Origin of the sequence: Sphingopyxis sp. Q841 (genome assembly GCF_052384365.1) — a bacterium.
Classification (GTDB): domain Bacteria; phylum Pseudomonadota; class Alphaproteobacteria; order Sphingomonadales; family Sphingomonadaceae; genus Sphingopyxis; species Sphingopyxis terrae_A.
Map to the genome: position 1 here is coordinate 793,920 of NZ_JBQSUM010000001.1, position 19,385 is coordinate 813,304.

General features: G+C 64.9%; 19 protein-coding genes. 18 read left to right on the forward strand and 1 reads right to left on the reverse strand.

What is annotated here, in order from left to right:
- The first annotated feature begins 80 nt into the window (after positions 1-80).
- The 11 genes from ACT17R_RS03940 (at position 81) to rplQ (ending at position 8,874) form a co-directional block, all read left to right on the forward strand.
- Positions 81-1,469 (forward strand): S41 family peptidase, encoded by a 1,389-nt coding sequence (locus tag ACT17R_RS03940; RefSeq protein ID WP_444809021.1) that lies wholly within the window; start codon positions 81-83, stop codon positions 1,467-1,469.
- 16 nt (positions 1,470-1,485) lie between these two features.
- The gene (locus ACT17R_RS03945; RefSeq protein ID WP_062900642.1) at positions 1,486-1,968 is read left to right on the forward strand and encodes a disulfide bond formation protein B; all 483 of its coding nucleotides are present in this window, start codon (positions 1,486-1,488) and stop codon (positions 1,966-1,968) included.
- Complete coding sequence (locus ACT17R_RS03950) at positions 1,965-2,486, forward strand: demethoxyubiquinone hydroxylase family protein (RefSeq protein WP_058813105.1); 522 nt, start codon at positions 1,965-1,967, stop codon at positions 2,484-2,486. The genes ACT17R_RS03945 and ACT17R_RS03950 overlap by 4 nt, the downstream gene beginning before the upstream one ends.
- An 84-nt stretch (positions 2,487-2,570) precedes the next feature.
- Complete coding sequence (locus ACT17R_RS03955; RefSeq protein ID WP_058813104.1) at positions 2,571-3,173, forward strand: hypothetical protein; 603 nt, start codon at positions 2,571-2,573, stop codon at positions 3,171-3,173.
- 362 nt (positions 3,174-3,535) lie between these two features.
- A complete protein-coding gene (locus tag ACT17R_RS03960) occupies positions 3,536-3,856 on the forward strand; it encodes a hypothetical protein (protein WP_234178554.1) in 321 nt (106 codons plus the stop codon).
- Between the two features lie 59 nt (positions 3,857-3,915).
- The gene (locus ACT17R_RS03965) at positions 3,916-5,259 is read left to right on the forward strand and encodes a TldD/PmbA family protein (RefSeq protein ID WP_062900644.1); all 1,344 of its coding nucleotides are present in this window, start codon (positions 3,916-3,918) and stop codon (positions 5,257-5,259) included.
- 12 nt (positions 5,260-5,271) lie between these two features.
- Positions 5,272-6,063, forward strand: a complete 792-nt coding sequence (locus ACT17R_RS03970) for an inositol monophosphatase family protein (protein ID WP_062763912.1) — start codon at positions 5,272-5,274, stop codon at positions 6,061-6,063.
- Between the two features lie 202 nt (positions 6,064-6,265).
- Complete coding sequence (rpsM, locus tag ACT17R_RS03975; RefSeq protein WP_003040400.1) at positions 6,266-6,634, forward strand: 30S ribosomal protein S13; 369 nt, start codon at positions 6,266-6,268, stop codon at positions 6,632-6,634.
- 106 nt (positions 6,635-6,740) lie between these two features.
- Positions 6,741-7,130, forward strand: coding sequence for a 30S ribosomal protein S11 (gene rpsK, locus ACT17R_RS03980; RefSeq protein WP_003040416.1), 390 nt, complete (start codon positions 6,741-6,743; stop codon positions 7,128-7,130).
- Between the two features lie 103 nt (positions 7,131-7,233).
- Positions 7,234-8,292 carry a DNA-directed RNA polymerase subunit alpha gene (locus tag ACT17R_RS03985; protein ID WP_003040418.1) on the forward strand — a complete coding sequence of 353 codons (1,059 nt, stop codon included), beginning with the start codon at positions 7,234-7,236 and terminating at the stop codon, positions 8,290-8,292.
- 159 nt (positions 8,293-8,451) lie between these two features.
- Positions 8,452-8,874, forward strand: coding sequence for a 50S ribosomal protein L17 (gene rplQ, locus ACT17R_RS03990; protein WP_003040421.1), 423 nt, complete (start codon positions 8,452-8,454; stop codon positions 8,872-8,874).
- Between the two features lie 97 nt (positions 8,875-8,971).
- Here rplQ and ACT17R_RS03995 read toward each other — a convergent pair whose 3' ends face one another.
- A complete protein-coding gene (locus ACT17R_RS03995) occupies positions 8,972-9,973 on the reverse strand; it encodes an NAD(P)H-quinone oxidoreductase (RefSeq protein ID WP_234178552.1) in 1,002 nt (333 codons plus the stop codon).
- A 113-nt stretch (positions 9,974-10,086) separates the two neighbouring features.
- Here ACT17R_RS03995 and ACT17R_RS04000 point away from each other — a divergent pair, with 113 nt between their 5' ends.
- From ACT17R_RS04000 to glnA, 7 genes are all read left to right on the forward strand, one after another.
- Positions 10,087-10,284, forward strand: a complete 198-nt coding sequence (locus ACT17R_RS04000) for a DUF1192 domain-containing protein (RefSeq protein ID WP_062900646.1) — start codon at positions 10,087-10,089, stop codon at positions 10,282-10,284.
- Between the two features lie 138 nt (positions 10,285-10,422).
- Entirely contained in the window at positions 10,423-11,562 is a 1,140-nt protein-coding gene (locus ACT17R_RS04005) for an energy transducer TonB (RefSeq protein WP_062900647.1), read from the forward strand.
- A gap of 187 nt (positions 11,563-11,749) precedes the next feature.
- The gene (clpA, locus tag ACT17R_RS04010; RefSeq protein ID WP_058813119.1) at positions 11,750-14,086 is read left to right on the forward strand and encodes an ATP-dependent Clp protease ATP-binding subunit ClpA; all 2,337 of its coding nucleotides are present in this window, start codon (positions 11,750-11,752) and stop codon (positions 14,084-14,086) included.
- Positions 14,087-14,170: 84 nt separating this feature from the next.
- Entirely contained in the window at positions 14,171-15,010 is an 840-nt protein-coding gene (map, locus tag ACT17R_RS04015) for a type I methionyl aminopeptidase (protein WP_062900648.1), read from the forward strand.
- 109 nt (positions 15,011-15,119) lie between these two features.
- Positions 15,120-17,300: a PQQ-dependent dehydrogenase, methanol/ethanol family gene (locus ACT17R_RS04020; protein WP_062900649.1), complete on the forward strand. Its 2,181-nt coding sequence runs from the start codon at positions 15,120-15,122 to the stop codon at positions 17,298-17,300.
- Between the two features lie 229 nt (positions 17,301-17,529).
- Positions 17,530-17,868, forward strand: coding sequence for a P-II family nitrogen regulator (locus ACT17R_RS04025; protein WP_003040441.1), 339 nt, complete (start codon positions 17,530-17,532; stop codon positions 17,866-17,868).
- Positions 17,869-17,940: 72 nt separating this feature from the next.
- Positions 17,941-19,353, forward strand: coding sequence for a type I glutamate--ammonia ligase (glnA, locus tag ACT17R_RS04030; protein WP_058813096.1), 1,413 nt, complete (start codon positions 17,941-17,943; stop codon positions 19,351-19,353).
- Positions 19,354-19,385 lie beyond the last annotated feature (32 nt).

Genomic DNA, 19,385 nt, shown 5'->3' on the forward strand with positions numbered 1-19,385 from the left:
TTGACGCCGATGCAAAGGCATTGGACGATGGCTCGCCGGGGATTATAGTGCGGCCTATTCCGCGTGACTGAAAGACATCCATGACCGAATCGACCAAGACTCCCGCCTCCCCGAAGCGCCGCTTCGCCTTCTGGCAGGGGGCTGCCGCGCTCAGCACGCTGGCGCTCGTGCCGCTCGCAACCGGCGCGATGGCGACGGTCGATTCGAAGACCACCGAGGAAATCCAGCGCTTCATGGACGTGTTCCTGGAAGTGAAGGCCAATTATGTCGAACCGGTCAGCGACGACAAGCTGATCGAAGGCGCGATCAACGGCATGCTCGCCAGCCTCGATCCCCATTCAGGCTATCTCGACGCGCGCGACTATTCGACGCTGCGGACGCAGACCGATGGCGAATATGGCGGCCTGGGCCTGTCGGTGACGATGGAGGACGGGGTGGTCAAGGTGATCGCGCCGACCGCCGACACACCGGCCGACCGCGCGGGCATCAAGGCCGGCGACTATATCACCCATATCAACAAGCAGCTCATCTTCGGCATGACGCTCGACGAAGCGGTCGAACAGATGCGCGGCCGTCCCGGCACCGAAGTCGAGATTACGGTCGTGCGCGAAGGCCAGGACAAGCCGATGGAGCTGACCCTGAAGCGCGAGATCATCGACGTGAAGCCGGTCAAATGGGAGGTGAAGGACGATGTCGGCGTGCTGACCATCGCCAGCTTCTCCGCCGATGCGGGTCGCGATCTGCGCGCCGCGATGGTCGCGGTCGAAAAGTCGCTCGGCCATAAGCCGCGCGGCTGGATCGTCGACCTGCGCTCGAACCCTGGCGGTCTGCTCGATGAGGCGGTGAGCGTCAGCGACGTCTTCCTCGACCGCGGCGAAATCGTCTCGCAGCGGGGGCGCCGCAAGAACGACATCGAGCGCTTCTTCGCCGAACCCGGCGACCTTGCGCAGGGCGCGCCGCTGATCGTGCTGATCGACGCCGGATCGGCATCGGCGTCCGAAATCGTGGCCGGCGCGCTGCAGGACCAGCACCGGGCGCTGATCATGGGCGAACGCAGCTTCGGTAAGGGGTCAGTGCAGACCGTGCTGCCGCTGACCGACACGACGGCGCTGCGCCTGACGACGGCGCGCTATTACACCCCGTCGGGTCGGAGCGTGCAGGAAGGCGGAATCGAACCCGATATCCGTGTGCCGCAGCTGTCTGACCCCGACTATAAGGACCGTCCGCGCTTTCGCGAAAGCGACCTGCGCCGCCATCTGATCAACGAGAAAAAGGTCGACAACAGCCTGCTCGAAAAGGACGAGAAGGACGATCCGCGCTTCACTGCCACCGCCGAGGAGCTGAAGGCCAAGGGCATCGACGATTATCAGCTCTATTATGCGCTGCAGACGCTCGGCCGCATCGGCCCGCCAACGTCGCGCATGGCGCAGGCGACCAAGCCCGCCGCCAAGCCGACGACGCGCAACTAAGAGGGGCTGACCGACGATGCGAACTTCGCGTTACGCCGCGCCGCTTGCCGCGCTTGCCATCCCGCTGGCGCTCTATGGCGGTGCGCTGGTGTCGCAATTCGGCTTCGGACTCCACCCGTGCGAGATGTGCTACTGGCAGCGCTGGCCGCATCAGGCGGCGATCGTGCTGGCGGCGCTGGCACTGCTGCTCTCCCGCAATACGGCCGCGATGCGCGGGCTGACCCTGCTCGCCGCAATCGCCATCGCGATCAGCGGCGTCATCGGCGTCTTTCACGCCGGGGTCGAATATGGCTTCTGGGAAGGGCTGACGACGTGCAGCACCGGCGTCAGCGGACCGGTATCGCTCAGCGACATCATGGCGGCGCCGATCACCCGCTGCGACGTCCCGCAATGGACGCTGCTCGGCGTTTCGCTCGCCGGTTTCAACGCGATCTTCTCGCTCGCCGGCGCGGCGCTCGTCTTGACCTTGCTGCGCCGCCGTCCCACATCGGCGGCATGATGACAGCTGACCGCAAAACGGCCTCGATGATCCGCGTCGATCAGGCGGGCGAATATGGCGCGACGCGCATTTATGCGGGTCAGCTCGCGGTGATGGGCGACCGCCATCCGATGGCGCGCGAGATCGCGCATATGGCCGAACAGGAAGAGCGACACCGCAAATTTTTCGACGCGATGGTCGCGCGCCGCGGCGTGCGCCCCACCGCGCTTCAGCCCTTCTGGAACGTCGCAGGCTTCGCGCTCGGCGCCGTCACCGCCGCGATGGGGCCGCGCGCCGCCATGGCCTGCACCGCCGCCGTCGAGACCGAGATCGATCGCCACTATCGCGAACAGCTTGATACGCTGGGCGACAGCGACCCCGAACTGAGCGCAGCGGTTGCCGATTTCCGCGCCGAAGAGCTGGAGCATAAGGAAGCGGCGATTGCCGCGGGGGCCGAAAGCGCACCCGCCTATCCGTTGCTCAGCCTCGCGATCCGCGCGGGCTGCCGCGCAGCCATCGCGCTGTCGAAGCGTATCTGATAGGGTTCCACAGGGAAAGCCTGACCGTTCAGCGCGGATGCAGGCAGCGGGTGGCAAGCCGCCCGAAACGAAAAGGAAATGACGATGACCCGCCTGCCGCTTGCCATGCTGATCCTCGCCGGGGCAGCGATCGCCCAGCCCGCCGCCGCGCAAGATACGGGGCCGGTGGGCCCCGCGAATGAGAAGATCAATCAGGTCATCGTCTATGGCAACGACAAATGCCCCGAGGCGAATGGCGATGAAATTCTGGTCTGCGCCGTGTTGCCCGAAGGCGACCGTTACCGCGTCCCGCAGATTTTCCGTGGCGGCGACCCGCTCGACCCGCGCAACGAAGCCTGGGTGAACCGGGTCGTATCGCTCCAGCGCGTCGGCCGCTTCGGCACCGACAGCTGTTCGCCGGTCGGACTCGGCGGCTTCACGGGCTGCACCCAGCAATTGCTCGCCGGCGCCAAGGCCGAACGGCAGGCCGCCGACAAGACCGACTGGCAGGCGATGATTGCTGACGAGCGCGCCAAGCGCCTCGCCGGGATCGATGCGGCCGCCGACACGGTCGAAGCAGCCGTCGTCGCCGAGGAAAAGGCGCTGGCCGACCGGCAGAAGCAGGCCGAAGAGACCGCGCCCGCAACCGACGCACCGGCAACCGACAATCCCGACGCCGAACCGCTGCCGGTCCCCCCGCCGCGCTGATTTGCGGCACGGCGCGCGGCGCGCGCCCCTCTCTACCGCTATTTTCGACTCGGGCAGAGTTCGGCCTCGCGACCGGGGCTGATGGCGCGCGCCTTCGCGCCCGGCTCCCGGTGAAACAACCGAATCTGCCGCAATATCAGCCGTCGGACCCGATTTTGTTGCGATTCTGCGGTGAATCGAACCCGAAAATTAACGAATCGCTGGCAACCTGTCTTGACTTGGGAATTTTCGGCTGAAAACTTCGCATTTATGGGAATCGCCAGCCGGGGAGGCTGAAAAACAACATGGCATCGACCTTCGAACCGCGCCTTTGGCGCCGCGCTACCGCCAGCGTTCCACCGGCACGCAGTCTAGGTCGTCGCATGACCTGGCACGCCGCCGCCGCGCTGATCGTTTTTGCGGCCCTCCAGGTCTGGCTGGTCATGAGCGCGGTTTCCGCCGGCGCCCCGTCGATGCTGGCGGTCGTGTCGCTGATCGTCGTCCTTGCGCTCGCGCTTCCCGTCGCGCGCTCGACCGAGCGGCGCTGGTATCATCTGAGCCGCCAGGCGCTGGCAAGTTGGGGGCTGCACGCCCGCTTCCGCCGCGATGTGCGCCGCCTGTGGGTTGCCGCGATCACCCTGCCCTTCCTGTGGGTCAGCGGTGCGATGGCGGCCACCGATGCCATCGCCGCCATCGCGCGCTGAAGCGCACGTCATCCGACTTTGATTTTGACGCCCCGCCGCGCGCCGTATAGGGCGCGGCCATGCTGAGTGTTTCCGAAGCCCTCGACCGCGCGCAAATGCTTTGCGCCGCCGCGACCAAGGCGGGCGCCGACGCCGCCGACGCGCTTTACTATTGCAATGCCGCGACCTCGGTCTCGATGCGGCTGGGCGCGCTCGAGGATGTCGAGCGGTCCGAGGGGCAGGATATCAGCCTGCGCGTTTTCGTCGGGCAGCGCAGCGCCAGCGTCTCGACCGCCGACATGGATGCCGCCGAACTGGCGAAGCTCGTCGAGCGCTGCGTTGCCATGGCACGCGAGGCGCCCGAAGATCCCTATGCGGGCCTCGCCCCCGCCGACCGCCTGTTCACCGGCCCGGTCCCCGATTTCGATCTCGACGACGGCAGCGAAGCCGATCCCCAGGCGCTGCGCGAGGCCGCGCTGGCGGTCGAGGAGGCTGCGCGCGCCGTCGCCGGCGTCACCAACAGCGAAGGCGGCAGCGCGAGCCACAGCCGCACGCGCTTCGCGCTCGCGACGAGCCATGGCTTCGCCGGCGGCTATGGGTCGAGCGGGCACAGCCTGTCGGCGAGCGTCATCGCCGGCGAAGGCGCGGCGATGCAGCGCGATTATGGCTGGCACAGCGCGCATCATCTGTCCGACCTCGAAAGCGCCGCCGAAATCGGCGCGCGCGCCGGAACCCGCGCCGTCGCGCGGCTGAACCCCGGCAAGGCGCCCGTCGGCAAGGTGCCGGTCGTCCTCGATCCGCGCATCGGCAGCAGTATCGTCGGCCATCTGCTCGGCGCGATCGCCGGCCCCGCGATCGCCCGCGGCACCAGCTTCCTGCTCGGCAAGGAAGAGCGGGCGCTGTTCGACAGCGCAATCGTCGTGCGCGACGAACCGCATCGTCCGCGCGGGCTGCGCAGCCGGGCCTTCGACGGAGAGGGCCTGCCGACCGCCGCGCGCGATATCGTCGCCGATGGCCGCATTACGGGGTGGCTGCTCGACACCGCGTCGGCGAAGCAGCTCGGGCTCGAACCGACCGGCCATGCGAGCCGCGGCGGCGGAGCGTCGGGGGTCTCTGCCAGCAATCTGCATCTCGCGGCCGGGTCGATTGCGCCCGACGCGCTGATCGCCGACATCGACCGCGGCGTCTATATCACCGAACTGATCGGCCAAGGCGTCAACCCCGTGACCGGCGATTATAGCCGCGGCGCATCGGGTTTCCTGATCGAGGGCGGGCGGATCGCCGGCCCGATCGCCGAATTCACGATCGCGGGCAATCTGATCGACATGTTCGCCGCGCTGGTCCCCGCCGACGATCTGGTCTTCCGCCACGGCACCAACGTGCCGACGCTGCGCATCGACGGCATGACCGTCGCCAGCAGCTAGGCCGGCCGCCCGATGCCCGCGCGCAACCTGGAAGCCGTGATCGCCGCGACGCGCGAGGTCGGCGACATGGCGATGGCGCGCTGGCGCGGCGAGGGCAAGGCAGTCAATGTCTGGCACAAGTCGGAAAATAATCCGGTCAGCGACGTCGATCTGGCGGTCGATGCCCGGTTGAAGGCGGTTCTCGGCGCGATGGTGCCGGAGGCCGGATGGCTTTCGGAGGAAACCGCGGACAACAGCGACCGGCTGTCGCGCCGTTTCATGTGGTGCGTCGACCCCATCGACGGCACCCGCGACTTCATCCGCGGCCGTCCGGGCTGGGCGGTGTCGGTCGCGCTGGTCGTCGACGGCGCCCCCGAAATCGGCGTGCTCTACGCGCCCGCGCTCGACGAACTGTGGGTCGCCCGCAAGGGTCAGGGTGCGACGCTCAACGGCGAAACGCTGCGCGCCAGCCGCCGGATGATCTTCAACGGATCGCGCGTTCCCGCCGACAGCCTGCCCAAGATCGACCGCGACCTCATCATGGTGACAAAGCCCAACAGCATCGCGCTGCGCATGGCGCTGGTCGCCGACGATCGCGCCGATCTGGTCGCGACGCTGCGCTGGGGTTTCGAATGGGACGTCGCCGCCGCGGCGCTGATCGCGACCGAGGCCGGCGCGACCGTCACCGACGCCTTTGGTGAGCCGCTCGTCTTCAACACGCCGCGCGCGCAGGCCTTCGGTGTCATCGCGAGCGCGCCGGGCATTCATGGCGCGGTCGTCAACCGGCTGCACGACCGGGCGGTGGCGCTGACCGCCGATGATTGAGGCGCGCCCCGGCAGGCTGCAAAAGCCGCCGCTTCGCTTGACAATTCGCCCGACTCACCTTAATTGCGCATCCATTCCAACACCCTGACCGGACGGCGAAACGCTCAGCGCGTCTTCGTGGTCCGTTTTTTGCGTTGGAAAACAGACGCTTTGAGATAGGGCTCGTTTGCCAGCGAACCCTGTGGAGCAGGAGAAAGAACAGATGGCACGTATCGCGGGCGTAAACCTGCCCACCAACAAGCGCGTAATCATCGCGCTCACCTACATCCACGGCATCGGCCGCAAGACCGCCGTCGACATCGCCGACAAGCTCGGCATCGACCACACCCGCCGCATCCAGGACCTGTCGGACGCCGAAGTCCTGCAGATCCGCGAAACGATCGACGCCGACCTCACGGTCGAGGGTGATCTTCGCCGCAACACGGCGATGAACATCAAGCGCCTCATGGACCTCGCCTGCTATCGCGGCCTGCGTCATCGCAAGGGCCTTCCGGTCCGCGGCCAGCGCACGCACACCAATGCGCGCACCCGCAAGGGCAAGGCCAAGCCGATCGCCGGTAAGAAGAAGTAAGAGCAGAGATTCGTCCGGGGGACGGATTTCCTTATTTCTCCGCCGGAGGTCGCCATCGCACTGGCACCACCGGTCGTTTTCAGGATTTAGGGTTTAGGAATTCAAAATGGCTCGTGAACCGCAGCGCCTTCGTCGGCGCGAACGCAAGAATATCTCGTCGGGCGTCGCCCACGTCAACGCGACCTTCAACAACACGATGATCACCATCACCGACGCGCAGGGCAATGCGATTGCCTGGTCGAGTGCCGGCATGATGGGCTTCAAGGGCAGCCGCAAGTCGACGCCCTATGCAGCGCAGGTTTGCGCCGAGGACGCCGGCAAGAAGGCCGCCGAACATGGCGTCCGCACGCTGGAAGTCGAAGTGAAAGGCCCCGGCGCCGGTCGTGAATCGGCCCTGCGCGCGTTGCAGGCGGTCGGTTTCCACATCACGTCGATCCGCGACGTGACGCCGATCCCGCACAACGGCGTACGTCCGGCCAAGCGCCGCCGCGTCTGACGTTTCCGGACTGGCGGTCTTCGGGCCGCTCTGCCGTCACCATATCTAACGCAGGACAGGCTCGACCCGCCCCGCCCGTCCCGCCCAAAGCAAAGGGAAGTCCATGACTGTCAATATCCGGAACTGGCAGGAATTGAAGAAGCCCAGCAACCTGGAAATCAAGGCTGGCAGCGACAGCAAGCGCAAGGCCACCTTCGTCGCCGAACCGCTCGAACGCGGCTTTGGCCTGACGCTTGGCAACGCGCTGCGCCGCGTGCTCCTGTCGTCGCTCCAGGGTGCGGCCATCACGTCGATCAAGATCGAGAACGTCCTGCACGAATTCTCGAGCCTGGCCGGCGTGCGCGAGGACGTGACCGACATAGTTCTCAACGTGAAGCAGATCGCGCTCAAGATGGAAGGCGAAGGCCCGAAGCGGCTGCAGCTTTCGGCGACCGGTCCCGCGACCGTCAAGGCCGGCGACATCATGGTGTCGGGTGACATCAAGGTGATGAACCCCGATCACGTGATCTGCCACCTCGACGACGGGGCGACGCTGAACATGGAACTCGTTGCCGACACCGGTAAGGGCTATGTTCCCGCGACGGCCAACCGTCCGGCCGACGCGCCGATCGGCCTGATCCCGGTCGATTCGCTCTACTCGCCGGTGCGTCAGGTCGCCTACAAGGTCGACAATGCTCGCATCGGTCAGGAACTGGACTATGACAAGCTGTCGCTGACCGTCGATACCGACGGCACCGTGACCCCGGAAGATGCCGTCGCCTATGCTGCGCGCATCCTCCAGGACCAGCTTCAGGTCTTCGTCCACTTCGAAGAAGCGATGAACGACAGCGGCCTCATCGGCATGGCGGCTCCGTCGGCTTCGACCGAGGAATCGGACGTCAACCAGCTCAACCGCTTCCTTCTCAAGAAGGTCGACGAGCTCGAACTGTCGGTTCGTTCGGCCAACTGCCTCAAGAACGACAACATCATCTACATCGGCGACCTGGTCCAGAAGACCGAGGCCGAGATGCTCCGCACGCCGAACTTCGGCCGCAAGTCGCTCAACGAGATCAAGGAAGTGCTCTCGTCGATGGGTCTGCGCCTCGGCATGGACATCCCCGGCTGGCCGCCGGAAAACATCGAGGAAATGGCCAAGAAGCTCGAACAGGAGCTACTGGGTTAAGTCCCGAACTGTTCCCCGGCGAAAGCCGGGGCACAGGTGCAACGCTGAATCTGGACCCCGGCCTTCGCCGGGGAACACAAAGGGAAAAGGGCTCCCCCGCAAGCGGGCCTGGCTTGGGGTTCCGTAAAACGGCCCCTCTGACAAACGAAGGAATGGATTATGCGTCATAAATCGGGTGGCCGGAAGCTTCAGCGCACCGGCGCGCATCGCATCGCGATGTTCCGCAACATGTCGGCTTCGCTCATCAAGCATGAGCAGATCACGACGACCGTCGCCAAGGCGAAGGAACTGCGTCCCTATGTCGAAAAGCTGATCACGCTCGCGAAGCGTGGCGGCCTTGCCAATCGCCGTCTGGCGATGAGCCGTCTGATGGACGAAGCGCAGCTTCAGAAGCTGTTCGACGTCCTCGCCGAACGCTACAAGGACCGCAACGGCGGCTACACCCGCATCATCAAGGCCGGCATCCGCGCTTCGGACGCCGCGCCGATCGCGATCATCGAATTCGTCGACCGCGACGTCGATGCCAAGGGCCAGGATTCGGGCCCGGTGCTGACCGACGAGGAACTGGAAGACGCGGCCTGAGCCGAACTTTCCATCGACACAAGGTCAAGGGCGGCGTCCAACCGGACGACCGCCCTTTTTCTTGGCCAGCCGCCGGGGACCAGCGCGCAGCAAGCGATTATCCGATCTTGAGGACGATCTTTCCGACGTGCGCGCCCGCCTGCATCCGCGCGTGCGCAGCGGCGGCATCGGCAAGCGGAAAGGATTGATCCATCGCGGGCTTCCAGGCCCCGCTGGAAAGGCGCGGCCACAACGTCTTGTGAATCTCGTCGGCCAGCGCGGCCTTGAAGTCGGCGCTGCGCGCCCGCAGCGTCGATCCGGTCATCGTCAGGCGGCGGCGCATGAGCTGCGACATGTCGATTTCGGCTTTCGCGCCCCGCTGGAAGGCGATGGTGACGTGCCGCCCGTCGTCGGCCAGACACGCAAGATTGCGCGGCACATAATCGCCGCCGACCATATCCAGCACGACATCGACCCCCGCCCCGCCGGTAAAGCCCTTTACCGCCTCCACATAATCCTCGGCCGAATAATCGATCGCGAGGTCGGCGCCGAGCGCCCGCGCCGCGTCGCATTTGTCGGCGCTGCCGCAGGTGACGATGATGCGGATATCGAATAGCTTGCACAGGCCGATCGCCGTCGTTCCGATACCGCTGGTCCCCCCGTGGACGAGCGCTGTCTCCCCTTCCTTGATCCAGCCGCGCTCGAACAGATTATGCCATACCGTGAACACCGTTTCGGGCAGTGCCGCCGCTTCGGCCATGGTGAATCCTGCGGGAACGGGCAGCACGCTGCCCACGGGCGCGACGCAATATTCGGCATAGCCCCCGCCCCCGACCAGCGCGCACACCGCCTGCCCCAGCATTTCGGGATCGCCGCCCGGTCCGGTCGCGACCACTGTCCCGGCGATTTCGAGGCCGGGAAGGTCCGACGCGCCGGGCGGCGGCGGATAGAAGCCCATGCGCTGGAGCACGTCGGGACGGTTCACCCCCGCCGCGGCGACGCGGATCAGCAACTCGCCCGGCCCCGGCCGCGGCACGGGTCGCTGCTCGGCAACGAGCACTTCGGGGCCGCCGGGTTCGCGGATCGCGACGGCGGTCATGCTCTCGGGCAGGCTGGTCACGCTAAATCCCCCACTTTGTTCGATTTCCCACTCGTCCCGCCTTATTGACAGCCGCGGCGCGGGGGTCAACAGTTCGCGCCCCACAAGGCCGCAATTCGACAGGGAGGATGGCCATGGACGACGACGACCTTCCCCGCCGCCGCGACGATGTGCTGACGGCGCTCGCCAAACAGTCGCTCGACCCCTTGTCGGTCGCCGAACTCGACGATCGGCTTGCGGTGCTGGAAGCCGAGATAGCACGCACAAAGGCGCACAAGGCGGCAGCGGGCAGCTTCAAGGCAAATGCGGAGGCACTGTTCCGCAAGGGATGACGGGGCGGCCGTCGCTGCAGCGCCATGAATCTGCAGGCAAAAGCGGCCGATTTGGCGGGGTCGACTCTTGCCCGCCGCATGGGCTCTGCCTAGCCTGTAGCCGAAATTTTCCCCCGAAATCAGGAACGGAACGAGCCCATGCCCCTTATTGTCGCGCTTTCGATTGCCGCCCTGGCCAGCACGCCGCCACCCCCTCCGCCCATTGTCATTCCGGCTCCTGTCGACAAGTCGCCCCTTCCGCTGCTTGAGTCTGCCGACGGTTGGCCGGCGCTGCTTTCCTGGGATATCGCCGATGCGCGCTGCAGCGACGGCGCCCTCGACACTGCGGGCGTAAAGGCCGTCCTGCGCGCGATGTCGAACCGGCCGATGCGCACCGCCGCCCAGATAATTTATCGTTTCGACATCGACGCCGACGGACGGCCGATTTCGATCGAGAGCGACGGGTCGCCTGGCGCTCTTGGTCAGGATCTACCGGCATCGCTGGCGGCAAGCCGTTTCCCGGTCGGGCAAGCCCGCACCCGATGCACGATACGCTATCGCATCAGCGCGCAGGCGGTCGGCGCCGCTGCACCCCCGGATCTGCTCGCTTATACGATGACGCCGATTTCGGGACCGTTGCCCAAAGAGGGATGGGCGCGCATCCGCGACATCGGCACTTGCGCCGCACCGCCGCGCCCCCGGCCGCTCCTTCGCGCCTTTCCGGACTTTTCGAAAATCCCGGCGACGCGGGGACGAAAAGACTGGTCCTTTGTCCTTTACGACACCGATGCGAAAGGGCGCCCCGTCAACCTGAAGACATTTGCGACGTCGGGCAATCGGGAGCTCGATGCGGCGGCGCGCGACGCCGTGGCACGATCGCGCTTCACCGGAGGCGTTCGCACGCAATGCCTCTACCCTTATCGGCGGGCGCCAGAGACGGTATCACCGCCGCCGATTCCCGATGCCGACGCATTCAGGCCGCAGGGCGCGACCTGCGGCGACGATCGCGCGTGGGACCGCAAGCCGGCCCTGATCTACCCCGCCGCTTATCGCCGGCGCGCAGTCGAAGGCTGGGCGGTGCTGACGTATGACATCGCCCCTTGGGGTGAAATCGGCAATGTCAAGGTTGCCGCGGCGCAGCCTGCTGCCGACTTCGGCACCCAGGCGCAGCGAATGCTCCTGTCCGCGCGGGCCGCGGCTTCGCCGCAAGGATGGACGGGCTGCGTCGAGCGGGTCCGTTTCCAGATGGGAACGGCGCAGGACGACGATGACAAACCCGACTCCGACGACGCGACCTAGCGCAGGCCCTGTGATTGAGCGGCGTCGCGCCCGCCAAATCGCAACGCTGCGTTAACCATAAGACAAGCCTGTCATCGTAATTTCACACGAGCTTCCGCTTTTCCCTTGCGGAGAGACGGGAGCATCGCCACGTTGTGTTCCTAGGGGCGGCCTCTCCCCGGCACGTCCCCGCAAGGAGATGAAGACCATGCCGTCCTTTTCGGAGTCCCTCGAAAAGACCCTGCACAACGCGCTGAAGGCCGCGTCGGAGCGCCACCACGAATATGCGACGCTGGAGCATCTGCTCTACGCGCTGATCGACGACGAACATGCTGCCGAAGTGATGCGCGCGTGCGGCGTCGCGCTGGGCGAGTTGCAGTCGGCGGTGGTCCATTATCTCGACACCGAACTCGACAGCCTGAAGGTCGAGGGGCACAGCGACCCCTCCCCAACCAGCGGTTTCCAGCGCGTCGTCCAGCGCGCGATCCTGCACGTCCAGTCGTCGGGCAAGGATGAGGTGACGGGCGCGAATGTCCTCGTCGCGCTGTTTTCGGAGCGCGAGAGCTATGCGGTCTACTTCTTGCAGCAGCAGGATCTGACGCGGCTCGACGCCGTTTCCTACCTCAGCCACGGGGTCGGCAAGGGCGGCAAGCCGTCGCCCACCGCCGAGCCCGAGGAAAAGGAAGAAGCGAAGGACAAGAGCGAAGGCAAGAACAAGAAGGAAACCGCGCTCGACCAGTTCACGGTCAACCTCAACGAAAAGGCGAAGGGCGGCAAGGTCGACCCGCTGATCGGCCGCAGCGCCGAGGTCGACCGCACGATCCAGATCCTTTGCCGCCGCAGCAAGAACAACCCGCTCTATGTGGGCGACCCCGGCGTCGGCAAGACCGCGATCGCCGAGGGCCTCGCGCGCAAGATCATCGAGGGCGACGTGCCCGAGGTGCTGAAGGAAGCGGTGATCTATTCGCTTGATATGGGCGCGCTGCTCGCCGGCACGCGCTATCGCGGCGATTTCGAGGAGCGGCTGAAACAGGTCGTCTCCGAACTCGAAGGCATGCCGCACGCGATCCTGTTCATCGACGAGATCCACACGGTGATCGGCGCCGGCGCGACGAGCGGCGGCGCGATGGATGCGTCGAACCTCCTGAAGCCCGCATTGTCGGGCGGTGTGATCCGCTGCATCGGTTCGACCACCTACAAGGAGTTCCGCAATCATTTCGAGAAGGACCGCGCGCTGCTGCGCCGGTTCCAGAAGATCGACGTGATCGAACCGAGCATCGAGGACACGAAGAAGATCCTCGCCGGCCTGCGCGACGCGTTCGAGAGCCATCATAATGTGAAATACACCGCCGACGCGATCAACGCGGCGGTCGAGCTGTCATCGCGTTACATCAACGACCGCAAGCTGCCCGACAAGGCGATCGACGTGATCGACGAAGTCGGCGCGATGCAGATGCTGGTGCCGCCGTCGAAGCGCCGCAAGACGATCACCGCGAAGGAGATCGAGGCGGTGATCGCGACGATGGCGCGTATCCCGCCGAAATCGGTGTCGAGCGACGACAAGAAGGTTCTCGAAACGCTCGAGACCGACCTCAAGCGCGTCGTCTTCGGTCAGAATACCGCGATCGAGGTGCTGTCGTCGGCGATCAAGCTCAGCCGCGCCGGGCTGCGCGATCCCGAAAAGCCGATCGGCAATTATCTGTTCAGCGGCCCCACCGGCGTCGGCAAGACCGAGGTCGCGAAACAGCTCGCGCATCTGCTCGGCATTCCGCTCCAGCGGTTCGACATGTCCGAATATATGGAACGCCACTCGGTGAGCCGCCTGATCGGCGCGCCGCCGGGCTATGTCGGCTATGACCAGGGCGGCCTGCTGACCGACGCGATCGACCAGAACCCGCACTGCGTGCTGCTGCTCGACGAGATCGAGAAGGCGCATCCCGACCTGTTCAACATCCTGCTCCAGGTGATGGACAATGGCCGGCTGACCGACCACCACGGCAAGACGGTCGACTTCCGCAACGTGATCCTGATCATGACGACCAATGCGGGCGCGAGCGACATGACGCGCGAGTCGATCGGTTTCGGCACCCAGACGCGCGAGGATGCGCAGGAAGAGGCGGTGAAGCGCATGTTCACCCCCGAATTCCGCAACCGCCTCGATGCGATCGTCCCCTTCGGCTATCTGCCGCCGGAAGTCGTGGCGCGCGTTGTCGACAAGTTCATCCTGCAACTCGAACTGCAGCTTGCCGACCGCAACGTCCACATCCAGCTCGACGACAAGGCGCGCGAATGGTTGACCGCCAAGGGCTATGACAAGCTCTATGGCGCACGCCCGATGGGCCGCCTGATCCAGGAAAAGATCAAGCAGCCGCTCGCCGAAGAACTGCTCTTCGGCAAGCTCGTCCACGGCGGCGAGGTCAAGGTGAAGCTGAAAACCGGCGAGGATGCCAAGGTCGGCAATCCGCTGAGCTTCGAAATCACCCCGGCGGCGCCCAAGGCGAGCAAGGGCAAGGGCAAGGCCAAAGCTGAGAAGGCGGCAGAGTAGAAACCGCTTCAACCCCTCCCGCTTGCGGGAGGGGTTTTGTTTGACCCCCTCGCTTTTTGGGGCTGCGGCGCCTATATCACCGGCATGTACAACTACATCTCCGTAACCGCCGACGAAGCGGCCACCCCCGCCCCCGTCCGCGACGGCACGATCAAGCTTCACGACGAATCCGGCTTTGCCGGAATGCGCAAGGCCGGCCGGCTGTCGGCCGAGATTCTCGACGCGCTCGTTCCTTTCATCCAGCCCGGCGTGACCACCGGGGCGATCGACGATCTGGTGCGCGAGATGATGCTTGCGGGCGGCGGCATTCCCGCGACGCTGGGCTATCGCGGCTTCACGCATAGCTGCTGTACCAGCATCAACCATGTCGTGTGCCACGGGATTCCCGACGACAAGCCGCTGCGCGAAGGCGATATCGTCAATGTCGACGTCACCAGCATCATCGACGGCTGGCATGGCGACACCAGCCGCATGTATCTGGTCGGCGAAGTTCCGATCAAGGCGCGGCGGCTGGTGGACGTGACCTATGAATGCCTGATGCTGGGCATCGAACAGGCGAAGCCCGGCAATACGATGGGCGACGTCGCGCACGCGATCCAGAGCCACGCCGAACGCCACCGTTATTCGGTGGTGCGCGATTTTTGCGGTCACGGGCTCGGCCAGATGTTCCACGATGCGCCCGAAGTGGTCCACGCCGGGCGCCCCGGCACCGGCCCCGAGCTGAGGCCCGGCATGTTCTTCACCATCGAACCGATGATAAACACCGGCAAATATGCCGTGAAGATGCTTGCCGACGGCTGGACCGCGGTGACGCGCGACCGGTCGCTTTCGGCGCAGTTCGAACACAGCATCGGCATCACCGAGGACGGCTGCGAAATCTTTACCGCAAGCCCCAAGGGACTCAACACCCCGCCCTGGGCCTGAAACCTGCCAGACTTTAGGTAGAACACCCTAAATTCCCGCTTGCGAATCCGCTTCGCCCGGCGCAGTCTTGACGTGAACGTCAAGCATAGGACGTCGAGGGAGAGCGAATATGGCGAAACGGGTCATGGCGACCGCGCTGCTTTGTGGTGCGGCCTTGGTTCTGGCGGGTTGCAACGCGTCGAAGTCGGGCGGCACGGGCAGGTCGCTCGACGATGCCGAGAGGGCGAGCGAAGCACTGCTCAAGACCGGCGGCAACGGCGACAACTGGGCCGGCATCGGCTATGGCTATGACGAGCAGCGCTTCAGCCCGCTCACCGACATAAACGACAAGAATGTGGGCGAGCTTGGCATTGCCTGGTTCGCCGATCTTGAGGACGCGCGCGGACAGGAAGCCACCCCGGTCGTCGTCGATGGCACCCTTTATGTCAGCCACGCCTGGTCGAAGGTCGACGCGTGGGACGCCGGGACCGGCAAGAAGCTCTGGTCCTTCGATCCCAAGGTGTCGGGCGACCGCGCGGTCAACGCCTGCTGCGACGTCGTCAACCGCGGCGTCGCGGTATGGGGCGACAAGCTCTTCGTCGGCGCACTCGACGGGCGGCTGATCGCGCTCGATCGCAAGACCGGCAAGGAATTGTGGTCGACGCAGACCTTCGATCCCCAAAAGCCCTACACGATCACCGGCGCGCCGCGCGTCGTGAAGGACATGGTGCTCATCGGCAGCGGCGGCGCCGAATTCGGGGTGCGCGGCTATGTCACCGCCTATGATGCCGATACCGGCAAGGAACGCTGGCGCTTCTACACCGCGCCGAACCCCGAAAAGAAGAAGGACGGCGCCGCAAGCGACGACATCTTCGCGTCGAAAGGCAATGCAACCTGGTCAGACCAAGGGGAATGGAAGACGTCGGGCGGCGGCGGCACGGTGTGGGACGCGATCGTCTATGACAAGGATCTCGACCAGATCTATCTCGGCGTCGGCAACGGCAATCCGTGGAACCATGGCACGCGTTCGAACGGCGAAGGCGACAACTGGTTCCTCTCGTCCGTGGTGGCGCTCGATGCGTCGACCGGCAAATATAAATGGCATTATCAGGAAACGCCCGGCGAGAGCTGGGACTATACCGCGACGCAGCCGATCATCCTTGCCGAGCAGGCGGTGAACGGCACGCCGACCAAAGTGCTGTATCATGCACCGAAGAACGGCTTTTTCTTCACGATCGACCGGACCACCGGCAAGCTGATCGACGCCAAGCCTTTCGTCGACGGGATCAACTGGGCGACCGGCTATGACATGGCCACTGGCCGGCCGATCGAAAATCCCGACGCGCGCTTCTACAAGACCGGCAAGCCCTTCATCGCGATCCCGGGCGCGCTTGGCGCGCACAACTGGCATCCGATGAGCTACAACCCTGCTACCGGCCTCGTCTATATTCCGGCGCAGCAGATTCCGCAGGGCTATATCCAGGATATGGATGAGCTGGACCGGCGCAAGGTACTCGGCTTCAACATCGGCGCCTCGCTGACCGCAGCGATGCTCCCCGACGACAAGGCTGCCTTCCGCGCGGCCGTCGCCGCGACCACCGGCCGTCTCGTTGCCTTCGACCCGCGCACCGGCAAGGTCGCTTGGGGCGTCGACTATCCCGCCGCATGGAACGGCGGCACGATGACGACCGCCGGCAATCTGGTTTTCCAGGGAACGAGCACCGGGCGCTTCCGCGCCTATGCCGCCGACACCGGCAAGCAGCTGCTCGACCTCGACATGCAGTCGGGGATCGTCAGCGCGCCATCGACCTTCCGCGTGGGCGGAGTGCAATATGTCGCTTTCCAGACCAGCAAGGGCGGCGCCTTTCCACTTGTCGCCGGGGTCGCGGGCGGAGTGACGCGCAAGGTGCCCAATATTCCGCGCCTCGTGGTGCTCAAGCTCGGCGGTACGGTGCAGCTCCCCGCCCCGCCCGCGACCACGACGCTGGCGTGGAATCCGCCCGCGCAGTTCGGCACGCCGCAGCAGATCGCATCGGGCAAGGCGCATTTCGGGCGCTATTGCCAAGTCTGTCACGGCGACAGCGCGATCGGCAACGGCTTCACCCCCGACCTGCGCGTTTCGGGTGCGCTGACCAGTGCCGATGCATGGAAGGGCGTGATCCTCGACGGCGCGCTGAAGGACCGCGGCATGGTGAGCTTTGCCAAGGTGCTCTCCCCCGCCGATGTCGAGGCGATTCGCGCCTATGTCATCGACCGGTCGAACTGGACCAAGGCTAACCTGCCCGACGCGTCGGCGCCCGTCGGGCGCTGATTGCACAAAATTTAATCACCTAAATCACGCCGCTGCCCAAAGGACAGGCAGCGGCGTAATTTCGTGCCAAATTTCTTACCGAAAGCTTGCGATTCGCCAATTGGCACGGGTCTTGATTGGTGCAAGATGGCCGCACACCGCACCGACTCACGGGGGAAACCGGTTCAGGCGTACCTGACCCGGCTTCGTCCACAGGCAAAGGTGGAAGGCCCAAAGGGGGACATGAAGCGTGAAGAAGATTGAGGCGATCATCAAACCGTTCAAGCTCGACGAGGTGAAGGAGGCGCTGCACGAAGTGGGTGTCAGCGGCATCACCGTCACCGAGGCGAAGGGCTTCGGTCGCCAGAAGGGTCACACCGAACTGTATCGCGGCGCTGAATATGTCGTCGACTTCCTGCCGAAGGTGAAGCTGGAGGTTATCGTCGATGACAATATGGCCGAACGCGTGGTCGAGGCGATTGCCGCGGCGGCGCAGACGGGCCGCATCGGCGACGGCAAGATTTTCGTGATCCCCGTGGAAACCGCGCTGCGCATCCGCACCGGCGAGCGCAATGAGGACGCGCTCTAAGCTTCCATCGCTCCATCCCGTTCAACAGACGCCGGTCCAGCCGGTACTATTCGCAAAAAGGAAGAAGTGACCATGGCCACCAAGCCGAAGGATATCATCGCCCGGATCAAGGATAATGACATCGAGTGGGTCGATCTGCGTTTCACCGATCCCAAGGGCAAATGGCAGCATCTGACCATGTGCGCCGGCGTGATCGACGAAGACGCCCTCGAAGACGGCCTGATGTTCGACGGTTCGTCGATCGAAGGCTGGAAGGCGATCAACGAAAGCGACATGATCCTGAAGCCCGATCTCGAAGCGGTCTATGACGATCCCTTCTCGGCAACCCCGATGCTGGTGATGTTCTGCGACATCGTCGAACCTTCGACCGGCGAAGGCTATGCCCGCGACCCGCGCACCACCGCGAAGCGCGCCGAAGCCTATGTCGCCTCGACCGGCATCGGCGACACCGTCTATGTCGGCCCCGAAGCCGAATTCTTCATGTTCGACGACGTCCGCTTCGAAACCGGCTATAACAAGTCGGGTTTCGAAATCGACGATATCGAACTGCCGACCAACACCGGCCGCGCCTATGAAGGCGGCAACCTTGGACATCGTCCGCGCGCCAAGGGCGGCTATTTCCCTGTCGCGCCGGTCGACAGCGCCGTCGACATCCGCGCCGAAATGGTCTCGACCATGCTCGAAATGGGCCTGCCCTGCGACAAGCATCACCATGAAGTCGCCGCCGCGCAGCACGAGCTGGGCCTGACCTTCGGCACGCTGACGCAGACCGCCGACCGCATGCAGATCTACAAATATGTCGTGCATCAGGTCGCCCATGCCTATGGCAAGACTGCGACCTTCATGCCCAAGCCGATCAAGGACGATAACGGATCGGGCATGCACACCCACATCTCGATCTGGGAAAAGGGCAAGCCGCTCTTTGCGGGCAACGGCTATGCCGGCCTTTCGGACATGTGCCTCTATTTCATCGGCGGCGTCATCAAGCATGCGAAGGCACTCAATGCCTTCACCAACCCGACGACGAACAGCTACAAGCGCCTCGTCCCGGGCTTCGAGGCGCCGGTGCTGCTCGCCTATTCGAGCCGCAACCGTTCGGCTTCGTGCCGCATCCCCTATGGCGCGGGCGCCAAGGCGAAGCGCGTCGAATTCCGTTTCCCCGACGCGATGGCGAACCCCTATCTCTGCTATTCGGCGCTGCTGATGGCGGGGCTCGACGGCATCCAGAACAAGATCCACCCCGGCGACGCGATGGACAAGAATCTCTATGATCTGCCGCCCGAAGAACTCGCCGAAGTCCCGACCGTCTGTGGCAGCCTGCGCGAAGCGCTCGACAGCCTCGCGGCCGATCACGACTTCCTCTTGAAGGGCGACGTCTTCTCGAAGGATCAGATCGAAGCCTATATCGAACTCAAATGGGCCGAAGTTTACAACTTCGAACAGACCCCGAGCCCGGTCGAATTCGACATGTATTACAGCGCCTGATCTGCAGCGATCAGTCACGCTCGAAGGGCGTC